18 protein-coding genes are annotated in these 26,636 nt (G+C 41.6%); 15 read left to right on the top strand and 3 right to left on the bottom strand.

Annotated elements, in window-relative coordinates:
- Nucleotides 1–95 precede the first annotated feature (95 nt).
- From DQN48_RS02755 to DQN48_RS02780, 6 genes are all read left to right on the top strand, one after another.
- Nucleotides 96–2,021, top strand: a complete 1,926-nt coding sequence (locus DQN48_RS02755) for a hydantoinase/oxoprolinase family protein (RefSeq protein WP_013022848.1) — start codon at nt 96–98, stop codon at nt 2,019–2,021.
- Nucleotides 2,022–2,031: 10 nt separating this feature from the next.
- On the top strand, nt 2,032–2,457 hold the full coding sequence (locus tag DQN48_RS02760; RefSeq protein WP_041913084.1) for an acetone carboxylase subunit gamma: 426 nt from the start codon (nt 2,032–2,034) through the stop codon (nt 2,455–2,457).
- Between the two features lie 15 nt (nt 2,458–2,472).
- Nucleotides 2,473–4,608, top strand: coding sequence for a hydantoinase/oxoprolinase family protein (locus DQN48_RS02765; protein WP_013022850.1), 2,136 nt, complete (start codon nt 2,473–2,475; stop codon nt 4,606–4,608).
- A gap of 11 nt (nt 4,609–4,619) precedes the next feature.
- On the top strand, nt 4,620–7,010 hold the full coding sequence (locus DQN48_RS02770) for a hydantoinase B/oxoprolinase family protein (protein WP_041913085.1): 2,391 nt from the start codon (nt 4,620–4,622) through the stop codon (nt 7,008–7,010).
- Between the two features lie 141 nt (nt 7,011–7,151).
- Nucleotides 7,152–7,934 (top strand): hypothetical protein, encoded by a 783-nt coding sequence (locus DQN48_RS02775; protein WP_013022852.1) that lies wholly within the window; start codon nt 7,152–7,154, stop codon nt 7,932–7,934.
- A 786-nt stretch (nt 7,935–8,720) separates the two neighbouring features.
- Nucleotides 8,721–9,467, top strand: a complete 747-nt coding sequence (locus DQN48_RS02780; protein WP_049762176.1) for a 5'-nucleotidase, lipoprotein e(P4) family — start codon at nt 8,721–8,723, stop codon at nt 9,465–9,467.
- 333 nt (nt 9,468–9,800) lie between these two features.
- On the opposite strand, the gene tgt is transcribed toward DQN48_RS02780, so the two are convergent.
- Nucleotides 9,801–10,925, bottom strand: a complete 1,125-nt coding sequence (tgt, locus tag DQN48_RS02785; protein ID WP_013022854.1) for a tRNA guanosine(34) transglycosylase Tgt — start codon at nt 10,923–10,925, stop codon at nt 9,801–9,803.
- A 52-nt stretch (nt 10,926–10,977) separates the two neighbouring features.
- Here tgt and DQN48_RS02790 point away from each other — a divergent pair, with 52 nt between their 5' ends.
- The 7 genes from DQN48_RS02790 (at nt 10,978) to DQN48_RS02825 (ending at nt 19,318) form a co-directional block, all read left to right on the top strand.
- Nucleotides 10,978–12,414: a COG3400 family protein gene (locus DQN48_RS02790; RefSeq protein WP_049762224.1), complete on the top strand. Its 1,437-nt coding sequence runs from the start codon at nt 10,978–10,980 to the stop codon at nt 12,412–12,414.
- A complete protein-coding gene (gene aroB, locus DQN48_RS02795) occupies nt 12,401–13,456 on the top strand; it encodes a 3-dehydroquinate synthase (protein ID WP_013022856.1) in 1,056 nt (351 codons plus the stop codon). The genes DQN48_RS02790 and aroB overlap by 14 nt, the downstream gene beginning before the upstream one ends.
- Nucleotides 13,447–15,033 (top strand): mechanosensitive ion channel domain-containing protein, encoded by a 1,587-nt coding sequence (locus DQN48_RS02800; protein ID WP_041913283.1) that lies wholly within the window; start codon nt 13,447–13,449, stop codon nt 15,031–15,033. Before aroB ends, DQN48_RS02800 begins: the two co-directional genes overlap by 10 nt.
- The gene (gene mtaB / locus DQN48_RS02805) at nt 15,034–16,275 is read left to right on the top strand and encodes a tRNA (N(6)-L-threonylcarbamoyladenosine(37)-C(2))-methylthiotransferase MtaB (protein ID WP_013022858.1); all 1,242 of its coding nucleotides are present in this window, start codon (nt 15,034–15,036) and stop codon (nt 16,273–16,275) included.
- Complete coding sequence (locus DQN48_RS02810; RefSeq protein ID WP_041913284.1) at nt 16,262–17,848, top strand: AAA family ATPase; 1,587 nt, start codon at nt 16,262–16,264, stop codon at nt 17,846–17,848. Before mtaB ends, DQN48_RS02810 begins: the two co-directional genes overlap by 14 nt.
- A gap of 175 nt (nt 17,849–18,023) precedes the next feature.
- The gene (locus DQN48_RS02815) at nt 18,024–18,494 is read left to right on the top strand and encodes a hypothetical protein (protein WP_013022860.1); all 471 of its coding nucleotides are present in this window, start codon (nt 18,024–18,026) and stop codon (nt 18,492–18,494) included.
- Between the two features lie 464 nt (nt 18,495–18,958).
- Nucleotides 18,959–19,318 (top strand): hypothetical protein, encoded by a 360-nt coding sequence (locus DQN48_RS02825; RefSeq protein WP_013022861.1) that lies wholly within the window; start codon nt 18,959–18,961, stop codon nt 19,316–19,318.
- 40 nt (nt 19,319–19,358) lie between these two features.
- Here the strand turns inward: DQN48_RS02825 and DQN48_RS07585 are convergent, their stop codons facing one another.
- A complete protein-coding gene (locus DQN48_RS07585; protein WP_145980428.1) occupies nt 19,359–19,484 on the bottom strand; it encodes a glycosyltransferase family A protein in 126 nt (41 codons plus the stop codon).
- 631 nt (nt 19,485–20,115) lie between these two features.
- Here DQN48_RS07585 and DQN48_RS02830 point away from each other — a divergent pair.
- Together DQN48_RS02830 and DQN48_RS02835 are read left to right on the top strand one after the other, a co-directional pair.
- The gene (locus DQN48_RS02830; protein WP_013022862.1) at nt 20,116–22,068 is read left to right on the top strand and encodes an HsdM family class I SAM-dependent methyltransferase; all 1,953 of its coding nucleotides are present in this window, start codon (nt 20,116–20,118) and stop codon (nt 22,066–22,068) included.
- On the top strand, nt 22,061–23,311 hold the full coding sequence (locus DQN48_RS02835) for a restriction endonuclease subunit S (RefSeq protein WP_013022863.1): 1,251 nt from the start codon (nt 22,061–22,063) through the stop codon (nt 23,309–23,311). The genes DQN48_RS02830 and DQN48_RS02835 overlap by 8 nt, the downstream gene beginning before the upstream one ends.
- Nucleotides 23,312–24,392: 1,081 nt before the next feature.
- Here the strand turns inward: DQN48_RS02835 and htpG are convergent.
- On the bottom strand, nt 24,393–26,252 hold the full coding sequence (gene htpG, locus DQN48_RS02850) for a molecular chaperone HtpG (protein ID WP_013022865.1): 1,860 nt from the start codon (nt 26,250–26,252) through the stop codon (nt 24,393–24,395).
- Between the last annotated feature and the right edge of the window lie 384 nt (nt 26,253–26,636).

The raw sequence follows: 26,636 nt of genomic DNA on the forward strand, positions 1-26,636 counted from the left end.
TACATATTTATCTGGTTACAATGGATGCGTACAGGCTGTTGAAGCCTTTTGCTTCCTGGCTTGTGAGGTATTAAACTAAGATGAAAGGAGCTAAGATGAAGTATCTGGTAAATATTGACAATGGCGGGACTTTGACAGATGTTTGTGTCGTGAGTGGTCAAGAAGTGCACTATACCAAAACACTCACCACCCCCGTGGATCTCTCAGAGTGTTTTTTTAAGGGCATTGCCAAGGCCAGTGAGGAAATTTATGGTAATGATGGAAAGAATGAATTTGTAAAGTTGCTACACAATACAGACCTCATTCGCTACTCTTCCACTCAGGGCACGAATGCATTGGTTGAGAGGAAGGGACCAAAGCTAGGGTTTATAACAGACAATCCTGAGATTGAGGACAAGCTCACAGATGCCCCGCACAAAAAAGAGCTGTATGAAAGCCTGATTGGCGATCGTGTGATGCTTCTGCATGATATCAAGCACAATAAAGAAATTGGTGAGCATTTGGTGAGCGCAGTGAATGCGCTGACGAATAAAGGCGCTGAGAGATTGATCATTGCTATCAAAAACAAAGAAGATGAAAAAGAGCTTAAACATATTTTTTTGCTGAAATTCCCTAGACATCTACTGGGTTCTGTGCCGGTGTTGTTTTCTTGGGAATTTGTTCATGATAGTAGCAATGAACGAAGGATTTGGTCCGCGATTTTAAATAGCTTCTTGCATCCTACAATGGAGCGTTTTTTATACTCAGCAGAGCACAGATTAAGGGCGCACAAAATTAAAAATCCTCTTTTGATTTATCGAAATGATGGCGCATCTTCAAGGGTTGCTAAATCTGTAGCGCTAAAGACCTATTCCTCGGGTCCAAGGGGTGGGATTGAAGGCACAAAAGCCCTAGCTAAGGCTTATGGTTTTGAGCATGTGCTAATGGTGGATGTCGGGGGTACCACTTCGGATGTGGGTGAGATTAATGAGCATAAGATCGTCACAAATAGAAGGGGTGATGTAGAGGGCATCCAAGTCTCTTTTGAGCTTAGCGATGTGAAGTCCTATGGTATTGGCGGAGGCTCGATTTTTAGAGTTAATGAGAGGGGTGAGATTACAGTTGGGCCTGATAGCGTTGGTTCCGCACCTGGACCTGCTTGTTTTGGTTTTGGTGGCAAAGAAGCGACCTTGACAGATGTAAATGTAGCACTTGGCATCATTGATCCAGATACCTATCTCAATGGCCAACAAAAGCTAGATAAGGATCGCGCAGTACAGGTCATCACAGAAAACATTGCCAATAAGTTGGGATTAAAGCTTGAAGACACGCTTTTGAAAATGGAAGAAGTCTATGCAGAGAGACTTGCAGAATGCTTGAAAGACAAGGTTCAAAAAGACACCGTGCTAGCAGCCTTTGGAGGAGGCGGTCCTATGAGTGCTTGTGCAGCGGCAAGAAAAGCTGGTATCAAAACAGTGATCGTGCCAAAGTTGGCGGCTGTATTCTCAGCATATGGAATTAGCTTCTCAGATGTTGCGCAGTCTTTTGAGAGGGATATCACCGGTTTGAATAAGGCCCAGATTGAAGAAATCAAAAAAGAAGTGCATGATCATGCAAAGAGGTACATGTACCAGGAGGGCTATTCCATCGATGATTGTAAAACCAATTGGGATGTGATTGTAGAAAATGCAGATGGCTCTGAAAGCCATGTCACAACTCTAGATGACACCACTCAGCTAAACAAAGATCAAAGGCGCATTCTAGCTTACAGAGTGAGGTATGAGCTCTCTCATCCCATATTGCATGCGACCATGCCAAAGCACAAAAAAGAAGTAAAAGTTTCTGGCACTAGAGAGGTGATTGGTGAGCATGGCGTACATCATGACCCAATCATCAATCTATCAGAGCAAGAAACAGCAGCAAGCACTCATGGCCCAGCCATTGTAGAGGGGCCGTTCTTTACAGCTAGGGTACCAAAGGGATGGAGTCTGCTTGTCACAGACAATGGAGATTTAATTCTAAAAGATGAAGAAACCAAATAAGGAGTAAAAAATGCGAGTTCCCATGACTGAATATTTAATGATTGACTTAGAAAGCGAAAGATGGATTTGTCGGATGTGTGGCCATGATTTTGGTGATGCCAGAGACACCTACAAAAAAGGCACTTTGATCTATGATCGCAATCCCGAAGAAATCCATCAAGCAATTATTGACCCCAAGAGATATAAATACACCTTCGCACCAGACCCGAAATTCTGCAGAATTTATGAATACTACTGCCCAACTTGTGGCACTCAAATCGAGACAGACTATGTACCACCACACTATCCACCTATCATAGACATGCTATGGGATATTGATGACCTCAAAAGAAGATGGAAAGAAATTGGCAAAAATCCCGAAGAGGTCATCAACTATGGACCTCGTGAAAATGCTGTGGCTGACTTGAGGGCCAAATTTGATAAGAACAAGAAATAAACAAGGGAGGATCATATGAAGAGAGTATCTGTAGATATTGGTGGAACCTTTACGGATTGTTTTTTTGCTTGGGATGGAAAATACATTGAGTCTAAGTCATTAACCACTCATCATAATTTATCCCTTGGGTTTAACTCAGCCCTAGATAATGCTTGCAAAATCGCTGGGCTAACTAGAGAGGAGGTGCTAAAACAAGTTGACTCCGTGCGCTATGCCACTACACTGGGTACCAACGCCCTGATTGAAGGAAAGGGCCCAAGAGTTGCGGCCATCGTTACACATGGCTTTGAAGACACCATACACCTATCAAGAGGCAAGGGATATGGCGAAGGTCTTGATATAACTGAACAAGGCAATATGCCAAATGCCCAGCGACCTGATCCCATCGTGCCAAGAAAGATGGTGCGCTCTGTAAAAGAGAGAGTGGATTCTGATGGCGTGATTCTAGTGCCTTTGCAAAAAGAGGATGTACGCAAGCAGGTTAGAGAGCTAGTTGATAATGGAGCGCAAGCTATCGTTGTGGCATTGGTCAATGCTACAGAAAATCCAAGCCATGAGCAATTGGTGCTAGAAACCATCCTAGAAGAATACCCAAGCCATGAGCTAGGAGCCATCCCCGTGATTTTGAGCTCTCAAGTTTCTGGTAGAAAGGGTGAATATGTAAGGGCCAATACAACTATCATCGATGCGTTCTTGTATGAAATTATGTTTCATGCGCTCAATCAACTCAGCTCCAACCTAAGGGAGTCCGGGTATGAAAAACCCATGCTAGTTATACATAATAGTGGCGGGATGGCCCAAAGCAATTCTACCGACTCACTCCAGACCATTCACTCAGGGCCAGTTAGTGGGGTGAGCGCAAGCCAGCACTTATCAGAAAATACCGACATTGGCAATGTCGTGTGTATGGACATGGGCGGAACTTCATTTGACATTGGTATCTTGCCAAAAGGTGGAGTGAAGCATTATGACTTTCAGCCAGTGATTTGTAGATGGCTAGTAACCCTGCCCATGATTCACCTAAATACTTTGGGTGCTGGGGGTGGTTCTATCGCGACATATGATAGGATTTATCAATCTGTTAAGATCGGGCCAGAATCAGCAGGCTCAGACCCAGGCCCAGCATGCTATGATAGAGGTGGACTCAACCCGACGGTTACGGATGCTGATTTGATGCTTGGCTACCTAGACCCAGAAAATTATGCAGATGGCTTTATTAAGCTCAATCCTAAGCGATCGGCATTTGTGATTGAAGACAAACTCTGCGATCATCTCGACTTGGATGTAATCGAAGTGTCAAAGGTGATTAAAAGAACCGTAGATGAGCAGATGGCAATTGGTATTGAGATGGAGCTACGAAAAAATGGAGGTAATGTTGAAGACTTTACAATGGTAGCCTATGGTGGAAATGGGCCATTGCATGCCTGTGGTATCGCGCATCATGCTGGGATTAAAAAAATCCTATTCCCTCCATTTGCCTCTGTGTTCTCAGCACTTGGCGCTGGGAATATGAAACCCCTGCATATCCATGAGCGAAGTGGTTACATCGTACTCTATGAACCAATCAAAAGAAAGCTCTTTGATGAATATGACAGAATCAATGGATATATTGAAGAGCTAGAGCAAAGAGGCAGGGAAGATCTCAAGCGTCAGGGCTATGATGTGAGCAAGGTGCAGCATCGTCTAGAAATGGACATGCGCTATGGAAACCAAAGAGTGACAACTTCTGTCGTGCTTGATATGAACCGCATCAATAATGTCGGGGATGTTTTGCGTGCGATTCGAACATTTTCAGATGTGTATGCGCAAAGATATGGTAAAGGCATTGAAGCGCCAGAAGCGGGTGTAAGGGTGCAAACCATTAGAGTTGCTAGCTTTATTGAGACGGATGTTGTTCATTTCGAAGATCTCACTAGTGGCGGGAATCGAACAGTCCCCACTCCAAAAAGCACACGCAAGGTGCATTTTGTAGATGAAAAAGATCCAATTGAGACTGCAATCTATGATGAGAGTGTCCTAAGTGATAAATATGTCATTCATGGGCCTGCGGTTATTACCACTAAGAGTACTACTTATTTGGTGGAGAAGAATTGGAGAATCGAGCCCACTCCACAGGGGGCAGTCTGGCTTTTAAAAGATGATGAAAAATAAAGGAGATGCAAATGAATAAGCAAAAAAATCAAGGAACTCATGTTAAAGCCCATAACCATCCACACGCGCATTCCCATCATGGTGGATGCGGATGTAGTACCAATACAGGCACAAATACAAATACAGGATTAAGCGCTGAAGAGCAAGCCTGGGTAGATGACTTTATGAATGAAACCACGCTCTTTCTAGGACCAGATCCTGAGATCATGCGCCATCATTCAATCGCAGAGCGTACTCCGTTAGAAGAGAAGGCTTTGGCAAAGGGTTCAGATCCGCTATTGTATGACAGAATTAGGAGAAGACTTGGAGGATCGCTAGATGAAGCTTTTGAGATGTGCGAAAGTATGGGAGCGGCACCTGGAGCGAAATGGGCGGACTTGTCTGTGGCGGTTTATACAGCTAGCGGGGATGTGTGCTATATGTCAAACAGAGGTGTTATAGCTTTTGCCGCTGTTTTGCACCATCCCATTCGCTACATCATGAAATACTGGAAGGATGAGCCAACTGTTGGAGTGCATCCAGGCGATGGCTTTTTTCACAATGATGCACGCTTTGGCTGTGTGCATAATACCGACCAGTCCATGCTGACCCCAGTGATTCGAAATGGTGAGATTATTGCATGGGTGGGCGCGACTATCCATGAGGGTGAAAATGGCGCCTGTGAGCCAGGCGGTATGCCAAGCGGATCAGAAACTCCATTTGATGATGGACTGCGTGGAAGCCCGATGAAAATCGTTGAGGGAGGCAAGCTAAGAAGAGACCTTCTGACTTTCTTACAGCATTCAACGAGAGACCCGAAATTGATGCTAGCAGACATTAAGGTCAAGATGGGTGCTGTGCGCAGAGTTATGGAGATCGTGGATAGAATGATTGATGAGTATGGCGTGGATAACTTTGTCGGCGCGATTCGTATGACTGTTGAGGATGTGGAGCGAGAAGTGCGAAAGAGAATCTCTGAAATGCCTGATGGCATGGTAAGAGTGGAGCAGTTTGTAGACTCCACTTTGAAAGAAAATATTTTGATTAAATTTGCATGTGAAATCACCATCAAGGGCGATCACATGACAGTCGATCTAAGAGGCTCAGGCAAGGAAATCATCAACAGAGCGATCAACTCACCACTGGCCTCAACCAAGGCATTCTTTGCTCAAGCCATACTCAATCACTGGTGGCCAGACTTGCCAAGATCCACGGGCGCACTTTCACCCATTGAGATCATTTCAGATGAAGGGACTTGGGGGGACTGCTCCTATGATGCGCCAAATGGTCAGAATTTACAAGCATCTTTTAGAGCCTTTACGGCGTTGCAAGTGGCTTATGCTAAGTTGCAATTCTCACTACACACTAAGTATGCAAATGTGCTAGCCCCTTGGTTCAATCAGATCAATGACTTCTTGTGGGGTGGAGAAACCCAGCATGGAGAGCAAGTAGGGAATCTGTGTGCTGACCTCAATGGTATGGGGGGTGGGGCTAAGGCCTTTAGAGATGGAGAGGATGCTGTTGCTCCCATATTTTGTGCTATGGCTGATATTGGTGAGCAAGAAGTCATGGAAGAAGAAGTTCCTTTCTTGCAGCTGGTTAGTAAGAGGGTGGTAAGAGACAATCAAGGATTTGGTAAATATCGCGGCGGCATGGGGTATGAAATGATCGTTGCGGCGAGAAATACGCCAGAATGGGGCTTTATGACTGTTACTAGCGGTGCTAAGTTCCCAAGTGTTGGCGGGATGTTTGGTGGTTATGGATGCAATACCTATCCTTTAGCCATGGTGAAGGGTATTAACATCTTTGAAATCGTGAAGGAAAATCCAGAAGAGTTTGACCTTTCAATGGAGAGGGTGATGAATGAACAGCCTTTTAAGGGTGGCACTTATACCACTTACCACATGGGCTTGCAGTTTGATAGGTCTCAAGAGGGTGAGCTTTATATGATCTCTCAGGGTTGTGGGGGCGGATATGGTGACCCAATTGAAAGAGATCCCGAGCTTGTTATGGAAGATCTCCAAACAGGTCGCATCTCTGATCATGTAGCTTCTTTTATCTATAAAGTCGTATGGAATAAAGAAACCTATGTCGTGGATGTCGAAGCGACTGAAAAACTGCGCGATAATGAAAGAAAAGCCAGGATAAAAAGAGGGCTACCCTATGATGAGTTTGTAAAAAGACATGTGAAAGATGAGCCACCAGCGGATTTGTTGTACTATGGATCTTGGGGTGAGGAAAACAATGAGGAGCTTATTGCCACTGTTTGGGATCATCATGGTCCAAAAAGAGTGAAGGGCAAACTCAAAGAAATTCCCTTGGTGGTGGTGCCAAATCGCCATGTCCTAAAAATTGCTGAGCTAGAAAAGCGAGTGCAAGAGCTTGAGGAAAAATGTGGCGAGGTCACTCATAAATTAGTCTAGCCAAAGGAGGCTGTGAGTGGCTCCTTGAGTGATGGGCATTGTTCCAGTTATATTGCAAAGCTAGCAGCCCTGCTAGCTTTGCGTGATGAAAGAACATGACAAAATATGTCGTGTTTCAAAAGATAAAACTAAAGGTGAGAGATGCTAAATCCATTGAAACAAATTTTAGAACACCCAAATGAAAAGAAATTTTTTGTAGATGCCAAGGCCTATGCGCATAAAGTGCTGATGCAAGATAAGCCCTATCCTTGGTATGACCCCATGCTCTATAGTAATTACATCAAACAGGTGGCCTCCTTATTGAAGGCTGATGTTTTGGTATTGAGATTTGATAATCTCTTTGAAGAAGAGCTAAACACTAACAAGGAGCTGATCGAAAAAATGAGTGAAAAGACTCGCAGGGGTTATGCCCTAAAAATCTTTTTGAGCGATGAGCGAGTGAGGGATGTGGCCAGTGCGCTCATCAACACCGTCACAAACATCATGCATGTGCATGTTTTGACACAGCTGCCCTCACCCCTGCAATTGCTAAAGCTCACTGCCAAAGCTGCGGGGCAGGATGATGGTCATTTTGAAGACAATGAAATCGAGAATTCCAGCGTTTATTATGCGGACTGGCTGCGCTCTTACAAAGACTCAAAGGTCAAGGGGTTATTATTTGATGAGAGAAGCACTAGCTTGAATATTGAGCATTATATGCCAGTTAAAAACACTGCTGATGGCTATGACTGGGTTATAGGCTTTAGGAGAGATGCTGAGCTTGCCTTTGATGGCTTTGAGTATAGTATCCCTGTGATACCCTCTGATTTCTGGGTGCAGGAAGCAAACCCTGGGCTTGAAAACTACAAGAACAAAATCGTTTTTTCAGAAATCCATAGGGATGCCGTGCCTGAAAAGGTGCTAGAAAAACTAACTTTATTTTAAGGATTTAGCCTTGGTGTGAGTCTACATGAATGGCTGAATAGATGGGATTTGTATGCTCTAAGTAGATATGATCTATAAGGAGTGACCACACTCCTAAAATAAAAGATTTAAAAAGAATTTCAGACATTATGCCTATGTATTGGTGATTGAGTGCGGGGGAAATAATCGCTTTGATGTGGCACCTGTAGTAAGGGGTAATCAATAGCAGATGGGGAATGATAGGTAGACAGGGGTGAGATTGAGGGTTGATGTAGGGCTTAGAAGAGACAAAGCAAAACTGCGTGGTTTGCCGCTCTACTGGGTTTATCATCGCTGCCATGGGGGGGGGTAGGGAAGAGTGAAAAACACCATCAGGTGGATGCAAAAAACGCAAAATCTCTGGGAGTTAGATCCAAAAACTGAGGATTTAATCCTGACGCATTTGGCCAAAAACTATCCGCAAAAAACCTCTTTGCACAAACATCTTTTGATCTCTGACAAACCGCCAAAATAGCACTCAATCCTTGCGGTGCGTTTAGACTGCATGGGATTTTGAATCTAGAGCCAAGCACTCTTTTTGGGTTGACTGGTTTTTTTGATCTGCTTAGTCTTTTTGTTTGCTCACCCCCCCCCTTTTTTTTGCTCCGCGGGCATGGGTTGGCTTGAGCTTGCTCGCCCCGCTGGCTTCCCTTACTATTGTATTGAAAGTTGAGATTTGCTTACAAGTCTTTGCAATGCATTGCATGATTGAGGTTTATTTTCCATCTTTGAACTATAATGAATGCCAAAAATTACGAGGGAGAAGCCATGAAAAAAGTGAAATTCGTCCTATTTGCATTTATGATGCTTGGCCTGTTGAACGCCAAGGAATGCGTCTCACCACTTAGCAGAAGTATCAAGTACCATCAAAATAGTGCAGAAATCAAAGCCTTGCAATTGCAGGCCTATCAAGCGGCCAAAATGGCACTCTTTACCAATCTCAAAAATCTCAAAAAATTCAAAAGCTCTGATGACAAAAAGCCAGCCATCATCCTAGATCTAGACGAAACCGTGCTAGATACCTCAGACTATGCGGCCTATCTTGCCAAAAACTGCCTAGAATACACAGAGCAGACATGGGATGCCTATGAAAAGGATCATACCTCTGTGCTTATTCCTGGGGCGCTTGATTTTTTGCAATATGCTAGTAGCAAGGGGGTGAAAATCTTTTATATTTCCAACCGAGCAAAGAAAAATAAGGCATATTTGCTAAAAACACTAAAAAATCTCCATCTCCCACAGGTTAGTCAGGAATCAGTCCTGCTAAAATCCAATAACACAAAGCAGGAAAGGCGGCTTTTGGTGGCGGAGAATTATGAGATCATTTTGCAGGTTGGTGATACGCTGCATGATTTTGATGCAATTTTTGCTGATGAAAAAGACAGCCAAAAACAGCAGCAAAAGGTCTTTTTGAATGCAGAAAAATTTGGGAGAGAGTGGATTATCTTGCCAAACTCTTTGTATGGCACATGGGAGGGAGACCAGATCTTGCGGACATGGAAACATCGCAAATAACGCGCTGCATCTCTCGCGTGACTAAGCCACGAGGGGGGAGAATAATCACGGGGAATTTTGCCAATACAAAGCGAGTTTATCAAAAGACATCAAGCAAAGGCTGTGTTTTCTTTGTAGGAGCTCTCTCACTCCCCTGCGGGGATTCTTTCTGTATCCCCTACACGCATTCTATTGTGCCGCTTGCACTGCACCTATGTCATACTTCCTCCTCGGTCAGGCTCTACTTTTTACGCGGGCGGGGGCCCACCTTTTCAAGACACTTTTTTTACGCTCAATTGCTTCTCGCCCGCACTAGTCTGCGCAGCTAGCCAATGGGTGAGGGCATGAGGGAAGTCACTGTCTTCTTTTGGCATAAAACTCTCTTTTGAAATGTTGGAATTCATTGGCAAGGATGGCCTCTCTTGCGCCGCGTGTGAGGGTTAGATAGTAGTGGAGATTGTGGATGGTTGCAAGCCGAAAGTAAGTGATTTCATTGGCGCGAAAAAGATGATTGAGATAGGCGCGGGAGAAATTTTTGCAAGTGTAGCAATCGCATTCTTCATCAATGGCTGCATCTTGCTCTTTGTACTGAGAGGATTTGATATTGAGTTTTCCAAAACTAGTAAAAAGGCTACCATTTCGTGCGTTGCGGCTAGGCATGACACAATCAAACAGATCTACCCCACGATCAATGGCCTCAATAATGTTTTCTGGTGTGCCCACCCCCATGAGATAGCGCGGCTTGTGGGCTGGGGTGTAGGCATTGACATATTCGATGCAGTCATACATCTCCTCTGCACTTTCTCCTACTGCCAGCCCACCGATGGCATAGCCATCAAATCCCTCTAGAGCACAGAGCTCTTGCGCGGATTTTTCGCGCATGGTTTTGCTATTGCCCCCTTGGATGATTGCAAAGAGATGATTTTCTAATCCAAGACCCTCTGCTTGATTTTTTTTGTGATATTCTAGACTTTCCTTTGCCCATTTTGTCGTGGTTTGCACAGATTGCAGAATGGAATTTTGCTCTGCTGGCAGGCCGATGAGATCATCTAGCACCATAATGATGTCGCTATTGAGTTGGTATTGGATATCTAGGACTTTTTGGGGAGTGAGAAAATGCCTGCTCCCATCAATGTGAGAGCGGAAGGCAATTCCTTGATCGGATTTTTTCATATTGCCACTGAGGCTAAAGGCCTGAAATCCCCCGCTGTCTGTGAGAAAGCTATGAGGATATTTTGTGAAATGATGGAGTCCACCAAGCTTGGCGATATTCTCAGATCCTGGACGCAGATAAAGATGATAGGTATTTGCCAAAATGATGCGGGTTTGCAGGTGTGTGGTCAAGTCAAAAAAATCTAGCCCCTTCACGCAGGCCTGCGTCCCCACGGGCATGAAGATGGGAGTTTGTATCACAGAATGGGCGGTTTGGATGGTGGTAGCCCTGGCGTGATTTTGTATTTTATCGATTTTAAAATGCATGGAAAACCTTGGTATAATGCTGGAAGTCAAATCAAATTTTCAGGGTATTTTGGTGAAAAAAGTCGTCTTGATATTGGATGGAATTGTAGCAAAAAAATTTCTGCAAATTGTGCTTGAGAAATATTTTAGCAATAATACCTATATTGTCGTGAGTAGTGATGCTAGCATGATTCCTGATGAGATCCCCAGTAGTTTTCATTTCCATATCTTTGATCCTACCTCTTCTTTTCGCCTGCTAAATAGTATTCAGTCTGATGTGGGCGATGTGTTTATCTTGATACAAGATAGCAAAGAGCGCAGCGTGGTGTATGACATCATTCGCAGCAATTGCAAGGATGTTCGCATTATCATCGATTTGCCTGATGATAGAGAGATTTCTTATTATAATCATGAAAAAACAGACATCATTGATGAATCTGCATTTGTTTCCTCAGCCATCATTTCTCGCCTGCCTAATGTCCCCCTGATCCCGCAGGATTTTGGGCTGGGGATTGGGGAGGTGATGGAGATTGGCATCCCCTTTGGTAGCCCCTTTGCTTACCGTCATGTTGGCTCCATCCAGCAAAAAGATTATCGCATCGTGGGGATTTACCGCCAAAATGAATTTTTATTAAGCAATTATTCTTTGGTGATCCAGCCCACAGATGCGTTACTTGTGGCAGGGGATCCCAATACATTGACCAATGTCTATCGCCAGGTCAAAAGCAATATTGGACAATTTCCTGCGCCATTTGGCAAGGATATCTACGTGTATGTGGATATGATTTTGCAGGAATTTGATGAGTTGATGCATGACATTTATCAGGCGGTATTTTTGCATGCGCATCTGCGCAGCACCAAGCTCTATATCCATGTTTTTCGCCCCAATGATATTGAGACAATGAGAGAGATTAAGGCGCTGGATAATAGCGACATTGAAGTGTTTTTCAATTATGCGCAGGATGATTTCATAGAAATGCTAAAAATTCATCTCAAGAAAAAAATCGGGCTTTTGGTTTTGGGAAAAAAGCTTTTTTTAAAAAGAAAGGTGCGCAAGATTCTTTTTGCTAGCGGTGTGCCTGTGTTTAAAACAAGCTACAAGGACATAGCAGATGCGCGCTCTAGCCTTGTAGTCTTGAATGAAGACATGAATGAGGGAGAGAATATTTCTTCAGTGATTTTTGATATTTCCATGCAGATGGATCTAGAAGTAATGGTTTATGACTTTGATCCTGATAGGAAGCATCAAGATGAGATTTTGCAGGATTATCAAGATCTTGCCAGGGCCTATGACATCAAGGTACAGGTGCAAAAAACCAACACCAAAAATCCCATTCTCTATCTTCGTGGGCATAAAAAGCCTATTTTGCATTTCCTGCCCTTTGAGCGTTGCATCACAGGCAGGAGGATTTTTAATTATATTTCCACAAAGGTGGAGCGCATTTCTTTTATGTTTGATGATCATCCTCAAATTTTCATCCCCATTCTTGACCAAAATGATGAACGTTAAAATCCCAATTCTCACCCAAAGCCATGCCTATGATGTGTATATTGGAGCGCTGCAAGATCTCTCTTTTGCCAAAAAATATAGCAAGATTCTTATTTTGAGCAATGAAAAGGTCGCACCCCTTTATTTGGAGCGTATCAAGGCTCATCTGCCTGCTTCCATCCCGCTTGCAAGTTTGATTTTGCCAGATGGGGAGATGCACAAGAATTTTAAGACGGTGCAAAAAATCATTGATTTTGCATCCAAGCAGCGCTTGGATCGCAAGTCTTTGATGATCGCTCTTGGTGGGGGCGTGATCAGTGATATCACCGGTTTTGTGAGTGGAATTTATCAGCGCGGGGTGGATTTTGTCAATGTTCCTACCACGCTGCTTGCCCAGGTGGATGCCTCTGTGGGTGGCAAAACAGGGATTAATACAAGTTTTGGCAAGAATCTTGTAGGGCTTTTTCACCAGCCAGTAGGGGTTTTTGTCTATCCAGAATTTTTATCCACGCTGCCTCCTAGGGAATTTGCCTCTGGGATTGCAGAGATGATAAAAATTGGCGTGTGTTTTGATCGGGGTTATTTTGCTTTTTTGGAGAATTATGATCTCACAGATCCCAAGATCCTCTCCCAGGCCATTGCCAGGGCCATCGCGCTCAAAGCAGATGTGGTAGCAAAAGATGAAAAAGAGCAGGGTATTCGCGCGGGGCTAAATTATGGGCATACCTTTGGGCATGTCATTGAGCTTGAGACGGGTTATCAAAAATACCTACATGGAGAGGCGGTGGCAATGGGGATGCAGATGGCAAATGTGCTGGCCTATGAGCTAGGGTGGCTGAGTCTAAATGAATGCGCGCGTATTTCTAGCGTGCTAGAAAAATATCATTTGCTACTCAAATATCAGGTGCGAGATTTGGAGGCTTTTTATCAAAAATTTTTCTTGGATAAAAAAACCACTCAGGATGTTTTGCATTTTGTTTTGCCTCGTGGGATTGGCGCGATGGAGATTTGCAAAAATATTTCCAAAGAGCAATTATTCAAGGTTTTAGGGGTATTTTCTTGAGAGTTTTTTTGTGGATTTTTGTTTTTGTGGGTGTTTTGTTTTCTGATTCCCTTGCTGAGTCTTTGGAGGAGTTGAAAAATAAGCTTGAGATACTGGATAAAAGCATGCAGTGGAAGGATAATATCTGGGTCAAAAAATATGCCAATTTTGAGAATTATACTAAGGTTGCCAAGCAGGTGCAGGATCTCAAAAAAGAGCTCAAAAAGCAAAAGACTCTACCTAAAACTTCTCATAATCTCTTTCGTGTCTATCAGCTAGAAAATCAGATTGATACGCTGCAAAGGCAGATGGTTTTGCTGCATGTTTATAAGGAGGATCCCTTTGCAGATCTCATCCAAAAGCCAAGTATTGGCGAGGCTCCCTTTGTGGCTAATCCCATTGCCATCATCGGGGCATTTAGCTTCATCAAAAAACTAGAAGATCAAAAAAAATCCCTCTACAAAAGGAAGCAGAGTTTGCAGCAGACGCTAATAGCCCTCAATGAAAGGCTGAAAATCCTGCAGGAGATGCATCAAATCGATGCCAAGGCCTATGCGCAGGATTTTTATCAGACCCAGACCAAGCTTTTGGAGCTGCGATCTGCTGAGGAGATTTTGGAGACGACCACAGACATTTACACCAAAGAAAGCGATGAGATCAAAAATCGCATTTCCCTGCAGATTAAAGCTCAGATCTTCAAACTCATTTACATTGCCATTGGGATTTTGATTAGCATTGGCTTTGCCTTTGTGCTTAAAATCATCACACGAAAATATATTCATGACAATGAGCGCGCCTATGTGACCTCAAAAATCATCAATTTTTTCAACATTACCATCATTATCTTCATCTTGCTTTTTGCCTATCTAGAAAATGTGACCTATCTTGTCACGGTATTAGGATTTGCATCTGCGGGTTTGGCCATTGCCATGAAGGATCTTTTTATGAGTATTTTGGGTTGGTTTGTCATTGTTGTTGGAGGCAGTGTGCATGTGGGGGATCGCATCCGTGTGACCAAGGATGGCAGCACCTATGTGGGGGATGTTTTGGATATTTCTCTGCTTCGCATTACTATCTATGAGGATGTCACCCTCACGACATTTTTGGAGAATCGCAGGGCTGGGCGCATTATTTTTATCCCCAATAATTATATTTTTACTACCATGTTTTCTAATTATACTCATGGAGGCATGAAGACTGTATGGGATGGGGTGGATTTTACTATTACTTTTGACAGCAATATTCCCAGGGCTTGTGCTATTGCTAGTGAAGTGGCCACGAAATATGCCAGGGGTTATACCGAGGCTACTCGCAGGCAGCTTGCTAAAATGCGCGATAAATATTCCCTGCGCAATTCCAATGTCGAACCAAAAACCTTCAGCCTGCTTGAAAATAATGGGGTGAGAATTTCTGTGTGGTATCAGACCAATGCCTATGCCACTTTGAGCCTGCGCAGTACGATCTCCATGGAGATTATTGAGCGTCTTCTCAAAGAGCCAGACATCAAAATCTCATATTCCACAACAAAGCTTATCAAAGATGGCACGGATGGCTTTGGAAACAAAAGTGCTGCACAATTTCCTATCGAGGCAAGTTAAATGAAAGTATTTTTTAAAACCTTTGGTTGTAGGACCAATCTTTTTGACACACAGGTGATGCGACAAAATCTTAAGGATTTTGTGGTTTGTGAAAATGAAGAAGAGGCAGACATCATCGTGGTAAATTCCTGTACCGTCACCAATGGCGCGGATGCGGGTGTACGCAGCTATGTCAACAAAATGAACCGCAGTGGAAAAAAAATCTATTTTACAGGTTGTGGGGCAAAAACCCAGGGCAAAAATCTCTTTGACAAAAATCTTGTTTTTGGGAGTTTTGGCCATACACACAAAGAAAAAATTAATGATTTTTTGCTTGCAAAAGGGCGCTTTTTTTATGAGGAGAGAAGTGATGCCAGTCATATTGACACGACGCTAGTTAGCGAGTTTGTGGGGAAGGTGCGTGCATTTATCAAGATCCAAGAGGGCTGTGATTTTGCTTGCAGCTATTGCATCATTCCTAGTGTGCGAGGGATTTCGCGTAGTTATCCTCAAGCAAGGGTCTTGGAGCAGATAGGGATTCTTGCAGATCATGGGGTGAGCGAGGTGGTGCTCACGGGTACGAATGTGGGAAGTTATGGCAAGGATTTTGGTAGCAATATTGCAAAACTAATCCATGAAATTTCCAAAATCAAAGGGATTTTGCGCATTCGCATAGGCAGCCTAGAGCCAAGCCAGATTGATGAGGAATTTTTAGAGCTTTTGGAGGGGGATTTTTTGGAAAGGCATCTGCATATCGCCCTGCAGCATAGTAGCGACAGGATGCTAGAGATTATGAATCGTCACAATCGCGTTGCAAGCGATCGCGCGCTTTTAGAAAAGATCGCAGACAGGGGTTTTGCCATCGGCACGGATTTCATCGTTGGGCATCCAGGAGAGAGTGTACAGGTATGGGAAGAGGCGCTAGAAAATCTCACACAGCTTCCGCTCACCCACATCCATCCCTTCATTTATTCCATCCGCGATAACACCCCTTCTGCAAAAATGAAAAACACCATTCGCGGTGATGTTGCAAAAGAGCGCCTGCACATCATCAATGCGCTTGTGGCAGAGAAGAATTTTTCTTTTCGCCAGAAAATGTCTCCTTTGCGCGTGCTAGTAGAAAGCGGGAAAGATGGCCTCTATAGCGGTTTGGATCAATTTTTTAATCGTATTAGCATTAAGTCAGCCAAAGATTTGAAAAATTGTTGGGTGGATGTGGAGGATTATGGGATTGAAAAAAGAGGGAATTATGCAGAAATCTAAAAAAAGCCTATACATTGGCATCATTGGGTTAGTCATAGTGATTTTGCTCTCTATGATTTTGCTGATGCGCGAGCATGGGACTTTGGTAAGTGCGCGAGATTTTCAGTATTTCATGCAATCTCCCAATGCTCCAAAGAATGCCCAGATTGATTCTAAATATCTGTATTTCCAGCTAGACCAAAAAACCTATCGCGTTCATAAAGATGGTATTAGCCCACAGGCCCTACAAAGTCTCAAAATCACAGATAAAACTAGCGATGATACTTATTTTTTGTTTTTTGCATTCTATGGATTGCTGTTTGTGTTTGGGATTTTTATCCTAAAAAACAAAGGCCCCAAACAGACAAGCAATATCATAGAAAAAAGCCAGGAGGTGCAAAGTAGCATTACATCCATGGAATCAAGCGTAAGATTTAGTGATGTGGCAGGCATTGCAGCAGCAAAGGAGGAGCTATTAGACATTGTGGATTTTCTCAAATCCCCGCAAAAATATCAAAGATTTTGCATTTCCATGCCTAGGGGAGTGCTTTTGGTGGGACCCCCAGGAGTGGGGAAAACCTTGATCGCCAAAGCGATGGCAGGGGAGGCGGGCGTGCCATTTTTTTATCAAAGTAGTGCAAGTTTTGTGCAGATTTACACAGGAATGGGAGCCAAGCGCGTGCGCGAGTTATTTTCTGTGGCCCAGAAAAATGCCCCTGCAATTATTTTCATCGATGAGATCGATGCGCTGGGAAAGGCACGCGGGGGTAATCGCAGCGATGAGAGGGAGGCCACTCTCAATGAATTGTTGATGCAGATGGATGGTTTTAGCGAAAATGCAGGGGTGATTGTCATTGGTGCGACTAATAAGGTCGAGGTGTTAGATGAGGCGCTATTAAGAAGTGGGAGATTTGATCGCAAGGTATTTTTGGAATTACCCAACTTGGAGGATAGAAAAGAGATTTTAAAAGTGCATCTGCGCAAGAAACATTATGATTTTGATCTTTTGGAAGTGGCGCGGCTTTGCGTGGGATTTAGTGGCGCTGCACTTGGCGTGCTCATCAATGAAGCAGGGATTGTTGCGCTAAAAGATGAGCGGGATATCATCACAAAAGAAGATATTTTGGCGGTCAAAGATAAGGTATTTTCGGGCAAAAAAATGCAGACGCATCTGGATTTGGAGCAGCGCGAGATTATAGGGATCTATCAGAGCACCAAGGCTCTGAGTGCCCTTTTGCTGGGGCTAGAATATGAAAAATTTTCTCTAGTTGGGGATTTTTTCATCCTTAGTGATGGCAAATTTTTATCTGCGGGGTATTTGGAGAAGAAAGTGAAATTCTATCTTAGCGGCGCGCTGGGAGTGATGATCCTCAAGGGGGAGCGCTACAGCCTTGGTGCCCAAGATATGCAGCTGGCACAAAACACCATTGAAGAGGCCAAAAAATATCAAATAGATATCGATCTCAAAGAGGTGCAGCAGGAATTTTTGGAAGTTTTGCAAAAAAATCAAGCAAAAATCTCACAGATCCAAGCAAAGCTGCTAGATTTGGAGGTGCTAAGCTTTGAAGATGTGCGCGCGATTGTGGAATCTTAATGTTTTTTAGTGATTTTTATTTGTTTGGCGAGGAGGGTTTTTTTGGAGTGGGAGGATTTTTGGAGAGGAGATGAGGGTGGCTTATGTGGCAGATTTTGTGGGTGGAATGTGAGGATCTGATGCCTTTGGGTGATTGGTTAGGTGAAGATTTGCCAGGTTAGCGAGGGGAGCGTTGATGTTTTTTGGTGATTTTTGTTTGGGATGGGATTTTTTGGGAGGGCAGGGGGAGTTTTGTTTTTTGGATCTTGGATGCTATGATGTCGCGGGGCTTGGTTATGGAGCGTGGGAGGCCTTTTGTTTTGCACGCGCGCAAATGCAAAAAAAGCGCCGCATTCAAAAATTAATCCTCCTCTCTCCTTGGTTAGAACCTCTAGCATCCAGCAATCTTGCTCGCATCCTAGCCCTTTATGCAAAAAGCAAATTCTCTCCCTATCTGCTCCAAAATCCCACCACCCCGCACCCTCATGTTTGGAATCTGGAGGCATTGTTAGAGCTTGTGGTTTATGGAGTGAGTATTGAGGTGTATGTCGGCGGAAAAAATGAGATTATGGATGCTGATGGGGTTTGTGAGCTTTTCTCTCGGGTTGGGGTGGTGTATTATCTCAAGGATTTTGGCTATTTGCTGCAGGATTTTTGCTTTGTATAAGCGTTTTTAGCCCAGAGATTGTTTGCAAGCAGGTGTAGGGTTTTGACTTTTTTTCCCAGGGCTTTGGTTGGGGTGTTTTGATTTGCCTAGGCTTTAATTGAGCTTTTGCATTCTCTTTGCCTTGGGTTTCTCTCCCGGACTTTTTAGCTGATGGTGCAGGATGTTGGATTGGAATGCGTGGCTCCAAAGCTTCTATTCTCAGATTCGCGGGGCTGATGGGGTGATAATATCGCTTAGTGATAGAGATTCCAAAGCTTTGGCGCAGGCTTTTATCACGTATTAGAAGGGGTGGCTAATATATAGAGCATGTAGATGATTAAGCACCAGCCAGCAAGTGCGAGCAGATAAAGAATCCTAGATAAAATTTTATTTTTCATTTTTTTGATGACACTTTTTTGGGCATTATAAAATCTTTTGGTATTCTCTGTCAAGACGCATTCCTGATAGATTTAAAAGGAGTTTTCATGATTTGGTTTTCTTTATTGTGGTTTGTGATTTGGAGATTTTTTGTCGTGTGCATCCCGGCTTGCATCTTTTGTGCGTGGGCTTGTTTTTATCTCATTGAGGATGCATTATTGGCAACGATTTGTGCGATATGTATTTGCATCGTAGTGGTGGCAGTATGGGTGAGCGTGATCATCGTGCCCTATTTGAAGGATTTGCTCCAAGAGAGCAGGGACATGGTGGTAGAAAGCACGCAGCAGAAGGTCTTTGGATTTTCTGGTTTTTTATTTTGGCTTGTGTGGGGAGTGGTGAAATCTGTAGGGAAGGGGATCTGTGGGCTATTTTCCAAAATTCTTGGCAGAAGATCCAAGCGACCTTAGAGAATTTTGGCGCTAGGGATGCATCAAAGCCTTGGCCAAGTCAGTGAGGAATTGTTCGAGATTTTTTGGGATTTTTATGAGTCTGGTTGAGACAAGATTGTATACAGGTATCCAAAAAATCTGCCACGTTATAAAAGGGAATGATGCAAGCGATAAGTTTTTCCATATAAAAAAATCCTCAATAAAGCCTTGATTATAGCATAGATTATAGTTTATTAGAAATCCTAAAGGAGATTTGTCGAGGGTAGAAATCCATATGTTTGATGGATAAAACTTTCTAAAACTTCTCAATTTTTTGGTATTTTTAACACTTTAAGATCGAATGTTATAAGGAGTGATAATGCTAGCTTTTGATTTTGTTTCTACGGGGGGGGGGATAAAGATTTTTTAGCTACAAGCCTAATAAAAATTCTAAAATTTACAAACTACAAAATAATCTTCAAAAATCTATCTTTTACTTCGTTTTTATTGTTCTATCCGCTGGCTTTTTTCAGGAGATGCAAAAAAGAGATCTTGCAATGAGCATAAGATTTTTCTATGGAATATTGTCGCATGTGTATACAAAAGCATTGGAATCATTGAGAATCTATCGGGAGAAAAATATTTTTATCCCTTTAGAAGAAAATTTTTGAGAGGGGAAGAGCGGAAATAAACCCTCTTCTAGAAAATAGAAAATCTTATTTTTCATCTCTTATGAAAAGATAAGAGGAGGAAAGGATTCCATTGCACAAATCATTAAAAAAGAAAGAAAAAACAAGTAAGGGCTTGGTTTTGTCTTTATGGAGAAAAGGAAAAAAATGGCAAGAGATGAGGTAAAAACAGATTCTTGGGTGAGGGGTTTATTAGAGGTTGCAAATATACCCTTTACAGAGCAGGGAGGGGGGATTAAGGAACTAGATGAAGCGTTTAAAACCGCTTCAAAATCCCTGAGTGGTAACGCAGGCTATCCAGACTTTTGTGCAGTGGTAAAAGACTTTGTATTTGTGTTTGAAGACAAGGCGGATGTAAGCAAACATTGCAAATTGGATCCAGAAGGCTGCATTGATTTAGAAAATGCAGATTCTGTTAAAAATTATGCCGCTAATGGTGCGATTCATTATGGTAAACACTTAGCCAAACATACAAATTACAAAAAGATTATCGCCATCGCGGTAAGCGGCAATGAGAAACGTCATAAGATCACGCCTTATTTCATTGATGAAAAGGGCTTTGTGACCAAAGATTTAGAAGACTTAGAAGACTTTATTGTTTTTAATGAAGAGAATATTGAAGAATACTACACTAAAGAGATTTTAAAAGAACAAACTAGCCAAGAGAAAACAACAGAGCAACTTTTAAAAGATGCGAGTGATCTGCATGAAGATCTACGCAACTATGGCAATTTGCGCGATACTGAAAAGCCTATCGTGGTTTCTGGCATTTTGCTTGCCCTAGAAGAGATAAGGTTTAAAAACTTTGATTTAGAGAGATTGAATGCAGATGGACAAAAAAGCGATGGGGCAAAAATCTATGGAGCAATAGTAGATAATCTAAAACGCGCAAATGTTGGCCCTGATGTGAAAAAAGATAAATTATTAAGTCAATTTTCCATCATAAAAGACGCACCAAAAATCAATGAAGTGAATAGCACTTTGGGCAAAACTCCGCTAAAACATTATGCAGAATTTCTTTATAAGCGCATCTATCAAAATATCAAATACACGCAAACAAGCGAAGATATTTTAGGCAGGTTTTATGGCGAATTTATGAGCTATAGCGGCGGCGATGGGCAGACTCTGGGTATCGTGCTTACACCTAAACACATTTGCGAGCTTTTTTGCGATTTAGCAAAGCTAAAACCTGATGATAGAGTTTTTGATCCATGTTGTGGGACAGCTGGATTTCTAATTGCTGCTATGCACAATATGCTTTTACAAGTTACAAATGACACACAAAAGCAAGAAATCAAAGAAAATCAACTTTTTGGCATAGAAGAAAGGGCTGATATGTTTTCTATCGCAACGACAAATATGATTTTACGTGGTGATGGTAAAAGTAACCTTGATAATAAAGATTTTTTAAAGCAAAATCCTCCAGATTTGCAAAAAGACAAAGCTGCAACGGTCGGAATGATGAATCCGCCCTATTCTCAGGGTAGCAAAGCAAACCCAGCCCTTTATGAAATCGCCTTTAGCGAGCATTTGTGTGATTCTATCCTAAAGGGTGGCAGGGTAATCGTCATCGTTCCGCAAAGTGCAATGACAGGCAAAAGCAAAGAAGAAAAGGCAATCAAAGCAAATATCCTAAAAAAGCACACGCTAGAGGGTGTCATCACGCTCAATAAAAATACTTTTTATGGTATCGGCACAAATCCTTGTATCGCGATATTCAAGGCTGGCATCCCCCACCAAAAAGATAAGATTTGCAAATTTATCAATTTTGAAAACGATGGCTTTGTAGTGCAAAAGCACAAAGGCTTGGTAGAGACTATCCACGCAAAAGACAAAAAGGCGCATTTGCTCAAAGTCTGGCGTGATGAGAAGGAAGCAGAATCGAAATTTTGTGTAAAAACCACGATAGAAGCCGAAGATGAATGGCTGCATAGCTTTTATTATTTCAATGATGAGATTCCACAATATGAGGACTTTGATAAGACAATGGCAGATTATCTGACTTTTGAATTTAATATGATAACGCACGGGCGGGGCTATCTCTTTGGCTTAGAAGAGGAAAAGGCAGATGAAGCTCATAAGGGGCTTGAGAATGAATGAGCATTTAGAATTGATGCAATGGCGGGAGTTTGTCGTAGGGGAAATCTTTGAGGTAAAAGCCACAAAAAATGGAATTGATAAAAATAAGCTCAATGGTAAAAAAGGTAAGTTCCCCTATATCACACGCACAGAAAATCAAAATGGTATTGATGATTTTATCGCAGAGCAAGAAAATTATCTCAAAAATGAGAGTAATGTAATTATTATAGGGCTTGATACACAAACCGCCTTTTATCATAATAGTGAATTTTATACAGGACAAAATATCCAAATCCTGAAAAATACAAATCTTAATAAACATAATGCCCTTTTTATGATACAAGCCTTAAAAAATCTAATGACTAAATTTAATTGGGGAGGTAATGGGGCGACATTAACAAGACTAAAAAGAGGAAAAATTCTTTTACCCATAGATTCCAAAGGAGAGCCCAACTATACCTTTATGGAATCTTTTATGCGTGATTTAGAATCCAAACATTTACAAAAAATCCTAGCCTATTACACCCATAAGCTAGAAGTTATCGGGGGCAAACTTAACCCACTTTATCGTTCTCAAGCTAGCTCTTATTGCCTTAAATCTTATTTTGATTCTAGCTCCTCTTGTCATTCTGAACGTAGCAAAGAATCTTTTAAGGATTCCAAAAGAACACTCAATCAACCTCAAAACAACGATTTTGTAGCCTTCCTTGAGGGTAGCCTAATGGAAATTACAAAAAATGAATTAGGCTTAGAATCTGTGCAATGGGGCGAGTTTGTCGTAGGGGAAATCTTTGATTTTGTAATACGTGGTAAAAGACTCATTGAGCGAGATAGAATCAAAGGAAATATTCCTTATTATTCCGCAAGTAAGGAAGGTAATGGTTTAACCGATATGATAGCCAACCCGCTTTTTATAGCAAAAAATAAACTCATTATAAGCACATTTTGCGATTGCTATTATGTAGAGGGGGAATTTACAGCAAGTGATGAAATTACGATTTTTGGTAATGATAAGCTTAATAAACACAATGGACTTTTTATAGCAAGAATCGTAAAAAGCAATGCTTCAAAATATGCTTTTGGACGTAAAGCATTTTCTGAAAGATTAATGAAACAAGTTGTTCTACTTCCCATAGATTCCAAAGGAGAGCCCAACTATACCTTTATGGAATCTTATATGAAAGCTTTAGAGGCAGAGCATTTAGAAAAAATTATCGCTTACTATAATGCGAAATTAACCAAACTAAATAACGCTGTGCAATAACGCTATTGCTATAAGGGGGGGGTAGAATGACCTAATGGGTATCATGATTGGCCATCCTAGAGATTAAGAGATAGAGAGTGGAAAGAATTTAAGATTTTTGATTTGTTTGAAAATAAAAAAAGGTAAATGCAAAAATTTTAATGAGGAAACCAATTTCTAAAAAATAGCGTTTCGTTTTTATCTGCTACGATGAATAATGGTGTGGATGCTTTTGTGGCAAAAAATCATCTTTTGCAAAAAGGAAATTGCATAATGTTTGTTTATCAAGATGTAGGGGGGGGTTAAATCTTTGGTATACGTTTTGAATCTTAGTATACGTGCAGAAAGCTGATAACCATAGATAAATATTTCTTTAACAGTAAATAGGCTAGGATTTTTTGTAAATGTTTGGATTCTAAATTGCGCATAAAAGATTCCATAAATTCCCAATGCACTTGCCTTGAGTGTCATGGAGGGGCTGGAGACATGCAGTTGTAAGCAAGAGAATTTTTCTACAACATGCTCTTTTGGCTATGTAGAATGGATGAAAGATAGGTTTATTTGTAGCAAGTGTAATGCAGATTCAGAGAAAAATATTCTTTTGGTTATGGAGAGGCAAGGTTGAAAAATGACATCATTTTACTCCCCATATTCCAAAGGCAATCCAAATTGGCAATTTATGTGAAGATTCTATGAGAAGGATAAAAAGATAAAAATCGCACGAGATTTACCAAGAAAAAAACTTTTCATTTTTTCAAGTATGTTTTAAGCGCAAAAGTAATTTTGCTAAGTTGCAATCATAAATGAGAAAGCAAAAGCCCAAAAAAACAACACAAACACAAATGGAATCCTAGAGCAAAAATCGGTGTTGCAAACACTTATGTAAAAGCTTATGATTTTGGGGAAAGCCAGTAGGAATGATGATGTCGGTTTTGTGCCATTTAGAGAATATCAGGGTAGCAACCCGCAGGATCATGAGAATGGTATAAAATGTATTTTAGTGATATTGGGCTCTAAGCTTTGGCGGCTAGATAGATTTCTTTTGCTGATGAGAGATGGTAGAGAGATAAGCGCATTGGGGTTTAATGCGCTTATCAAAGTTTTATAGGCCTTGCTCGATGAGCTGGAATATTTTCTGCGTGAAGTTTTTTGCATCTTTGATTTGTCCAGACTCTAGCAATTTTGCAGAATCCAATAATAAAATCATATTTTCCTGTATTGCTTGCTTATCCCTTGTTTTGAGCTTTTGGATGATGGGGTGATGGATATTGAGTTCTAGTATTTTTTGTGGCTCTGGCACGGATTGGCCCATTTGGCGCATGAGATTTGCCATCATCGCATTTTCTTCTTCGCCAATCAATGCCACAGGTGAATTGAGTGTGTTTGAGAGTCGGATTTCTTTGACTTGTTCTCCCAACACTTCTTTTGCAATTGTGCAAAGATTTTCAAATTCTTTTTTTGTATTTTCCTCGATCTCCTCTGACCCTAATTCTTCTAATGCTTGTTTGCTTGCGGCATCTTTGAGGGGGGTTTTGTCATATTCGCTGATATTTGGCATAACAAAGCTATCGACTTCATCACTCAGTAATAACACGCTAAAGCCCTTTTTGTTGTATTTTTCCAAAATAGGAGAAGCTTTGAGGAGATCTAGGTTTTCTCCTAAGAGATAATAAATGCTCTTTTGTTCTTTTGGCATTGCTTCTTTGTATTTTTTGAGGGATTGGAGGGATTCTTGTGTGTTGCTAGCAAAGAGTAAAAGATCCAAAATTTTATCTTTATTTTCAAAATCATGATAAAGACCTTCTTTTAAGACCTTCCCGAAGTTTGCATAAAACTCTTTATAAACTTTCTCATCCTTGCTAAGGTTTGCAATTTCGCTCAAGATTTTTTTGGTAGATGCGCTTTTGATGTTGGCAAGGATTTTATTTTGTTGCAAGATTTCACGACTCACATTGAGTGGTAAATCTTCACTATCAATAATTCCTCGAATAAAACGCAAATATTGAGGAAGCAGTTCTTTGTCATCATCTGTGATGAAAACACGCTTTACATAAAGCTTGATGCCAGATTTGTAATCCACACGATAAAGATCAAAAGGCGCTTTTTGTGGGATAAAAAAGAGGGTAGTATATTCTAGATTCCCTTCGACCTTGGTGTGGATCCATTTCAAAGGTTCGCTATTATCATGCGCAAAGCCTTTGTAAAACTCTTTGTAATCTTCATCTTTCAAATCACTTTTAGGGGTTTTCCAAATCGCCTTTGCAGTGTTGATTTGCTCTATCTTATCTTCTTTGATTTCTTTTTTCTTATCCCCCTCTCCTTCAAATTTGCTTTCTTGATAATGTAGGAAAATAGGGAATTGAATATGTTCAGAATATTTTTTTACGATATTTTCAATCTCCCATCTTGAGGCAAAATTTTTATCTTCCTCTTTGAAATAAAGAGTGATTTGTGTCCCTTGCTTTTCTTTGGTGCAAGAGGTGATTTCATACTCTCCTTTCCCATCGCTAATCCATGCAAAGGCTTCTTTATCACCAGCCTTTTTGGTTTGTACGATGACCTTTTCTGCCACCATAAAGGCAGAATAAAAACCCACCCCAAATTGTCCAATCAGTGCGTGATCCTTTTTTTTATCACCGCTTAGATTATTGAGAAAGCTTTTTGTTCCAGATTTTGCGATGGTACCCAGATGGCTTTTGAGATCTTCTTCATCCATGCCGATCCCATTGTCGCTGATGCTTAGCGTTTTTTTCTGGGAGTCAAATTCAATATCAATGCGCGGATCAAATGCGAGGCTTTTGAGCTTCTCATCTGTTAATGTGAGATAATTCAATTTATCCAGTGCATCCGATGCGTTAGAGATGAGTTCGCGCAAAAAGATTTCCTTATTGCTATAAAGAGAATGAATCATTAAGTCTAGAAGTTGATTGATCTCGGTTTGAAAACTATGTTTGTTACTCATATTTTTTACTCCTTTTAAAAAATTGGCAGATTATAGCATAAATTGATAAATTATCATAAAGTTTATATAATTGCTATAAACTTTTATTAGTGTATAAGTCATAATTTTCAAAAAAGAATCGATTTTTTGGGTTTTTTGTGCAAGGGGGAATTTTGAAAAACAGTACAAGGAATCCAATGCCAGCAGGTGAGGCGCAAGGGATTTGGAAACATGTGGATATTTCAAGGACGTGTAGGGCGTATATGCGGGACTTGTGAGCCTAGGCATGCAAGGGCTAGGCATCGCGGCGGGTGGGACGCAGGAGAGCGAGGACGCGTAGGGGTGGGGTTGATGTTGACATGGAAAAAAGGAGGTGTCATAGCCTTCATGCAATGAGGGGGTGCC

This window comes from Helicobacter mustelae (genome assembly GCF_900476215.1).
Lineage (GTDB): Bacteria > Campylobacterota > Campylobacteria > Campylobacterales > Helicobacteraceae > Helicobacter_H > Helicobacter_H mustelae.

What these genes read in the sequence shown, in the direction of transcription:
- DQN48_RS02755 (WP_013022848.1), top strand. Translation starts at nt 96, where the DNA reads ATGAAGTATCTGGTAAATATTGACAATGGCGGGACTTTGACAGATGTT.
- DQN48_RS02760 (WP_041913084.1), top strand. Translation starts at nt 2,032, where the DNA reads ATGCGAGTTCCCATGACTGAATATTTAATGATTGACTTAGAAAGCGAA.
- DQN48_RS02765 (WP_013022850.1), top strand. Translation starts at nt 2,473, where the DNA reads ATGAAGAGAGTATCTGTAGATATTGGTGGAACCTTTACGGATTGTTTT.
- DQN48_RS02770 (WP_041913085.1), top strand. Translation starts at nt 4,620, where the DNA reads ATGAATAAGCAAAAAAATCAAGGAACTCATGTTAAAGCCCATAACCAT.
- DQN48_RS02775 (WP_013022852.1), top strand. Translation starts at nt 7,152, where the DNA reads ATGCTAAATCCATTGAAACAAATTTTAGAACACCCAAATGAAAAGAAA.
- DQN48_RS02780 (WP_049762176.1), top strand. Translation starts at nt 8,721, where the DNA reads ATGAAAAAAGTGAAATTCGTCCTATTTGCATTTATGATGCTTGGCCTG.
- tgt (WP_013022854.1), bottom strand. Translation starts at nt 10,925, where the DNA reads ATGCATTTTAAAATCGATAAAATACAAAATCACGCCAGGGCTACCACC.
- aroB (WP_013022856.1), top strand. Translation starts at nt 12,401, where the DNA reads ATGATGAACGTTAAAATCCCAATTCTCACCCAAAGCCATGCCTATGAT.
- mtaB (WP_013022858.1), top strand. Translation starts at nt 15,034, where the DNA reads ATGAAAGTATTTTTTAAAACCTTTGGTTGTAGGACCAATCTTTTTGAC.
- DQN48_RS02810 (WP_041913284.1), top strand. Translation starts at nt 16,262, where the DNA reads ATGCAGAAATCTAAAAAAAGCCTATACATTGGCATCATTGGGTTAGTC.
- DQN48_RS02815 (WP_013022860.1), top strand. Translation starts at nt 18,024, where the DNA reads ATGTTTTTTGGTGATTTTTGTTTGGGATGGGATTTTTTGGGAGGGCAG.
- DQN48_RS02825 (WP_013022861.1), top strand. Translation starts at nt 18,959, where the DNA reads ATGATTTGGTTTTCTTTATTGTGGTTTGTGATTTGGAGATTTTTTGTC.
- DQN48_RS07585 (WP_145980428.1), bottom strand. Translation starts at nt 19,484, where the DNA reads ATGGAAAAACTTATCGCTTGCATCATTCCCTTTTATAACGTGGCAGAT.
- DQN48_RS02830 (WP_013022862.1), top strand. Translation starts at nt 20,116, where the DNA reads ATGGCAAGAGATGAGGTAAAAACAGATTCTTGGGTGAGGGGTTTATTA.
- DQN48_RS02835 (WP_013022863.1), top strand. Translation starts at nt 22,061, where the DNA reads ATGAATGAGCATTTAGAATTGATGCAATGGCGGGAGTTTGTCGTAGGG.
- htpG (WP_013022865.1), bottom strand. Translation starts at nt 26,252, where the DNA reads ATGAGTAACAAACATAGTTTTCAAACCGAGATCAATCAACTTCTAGAC.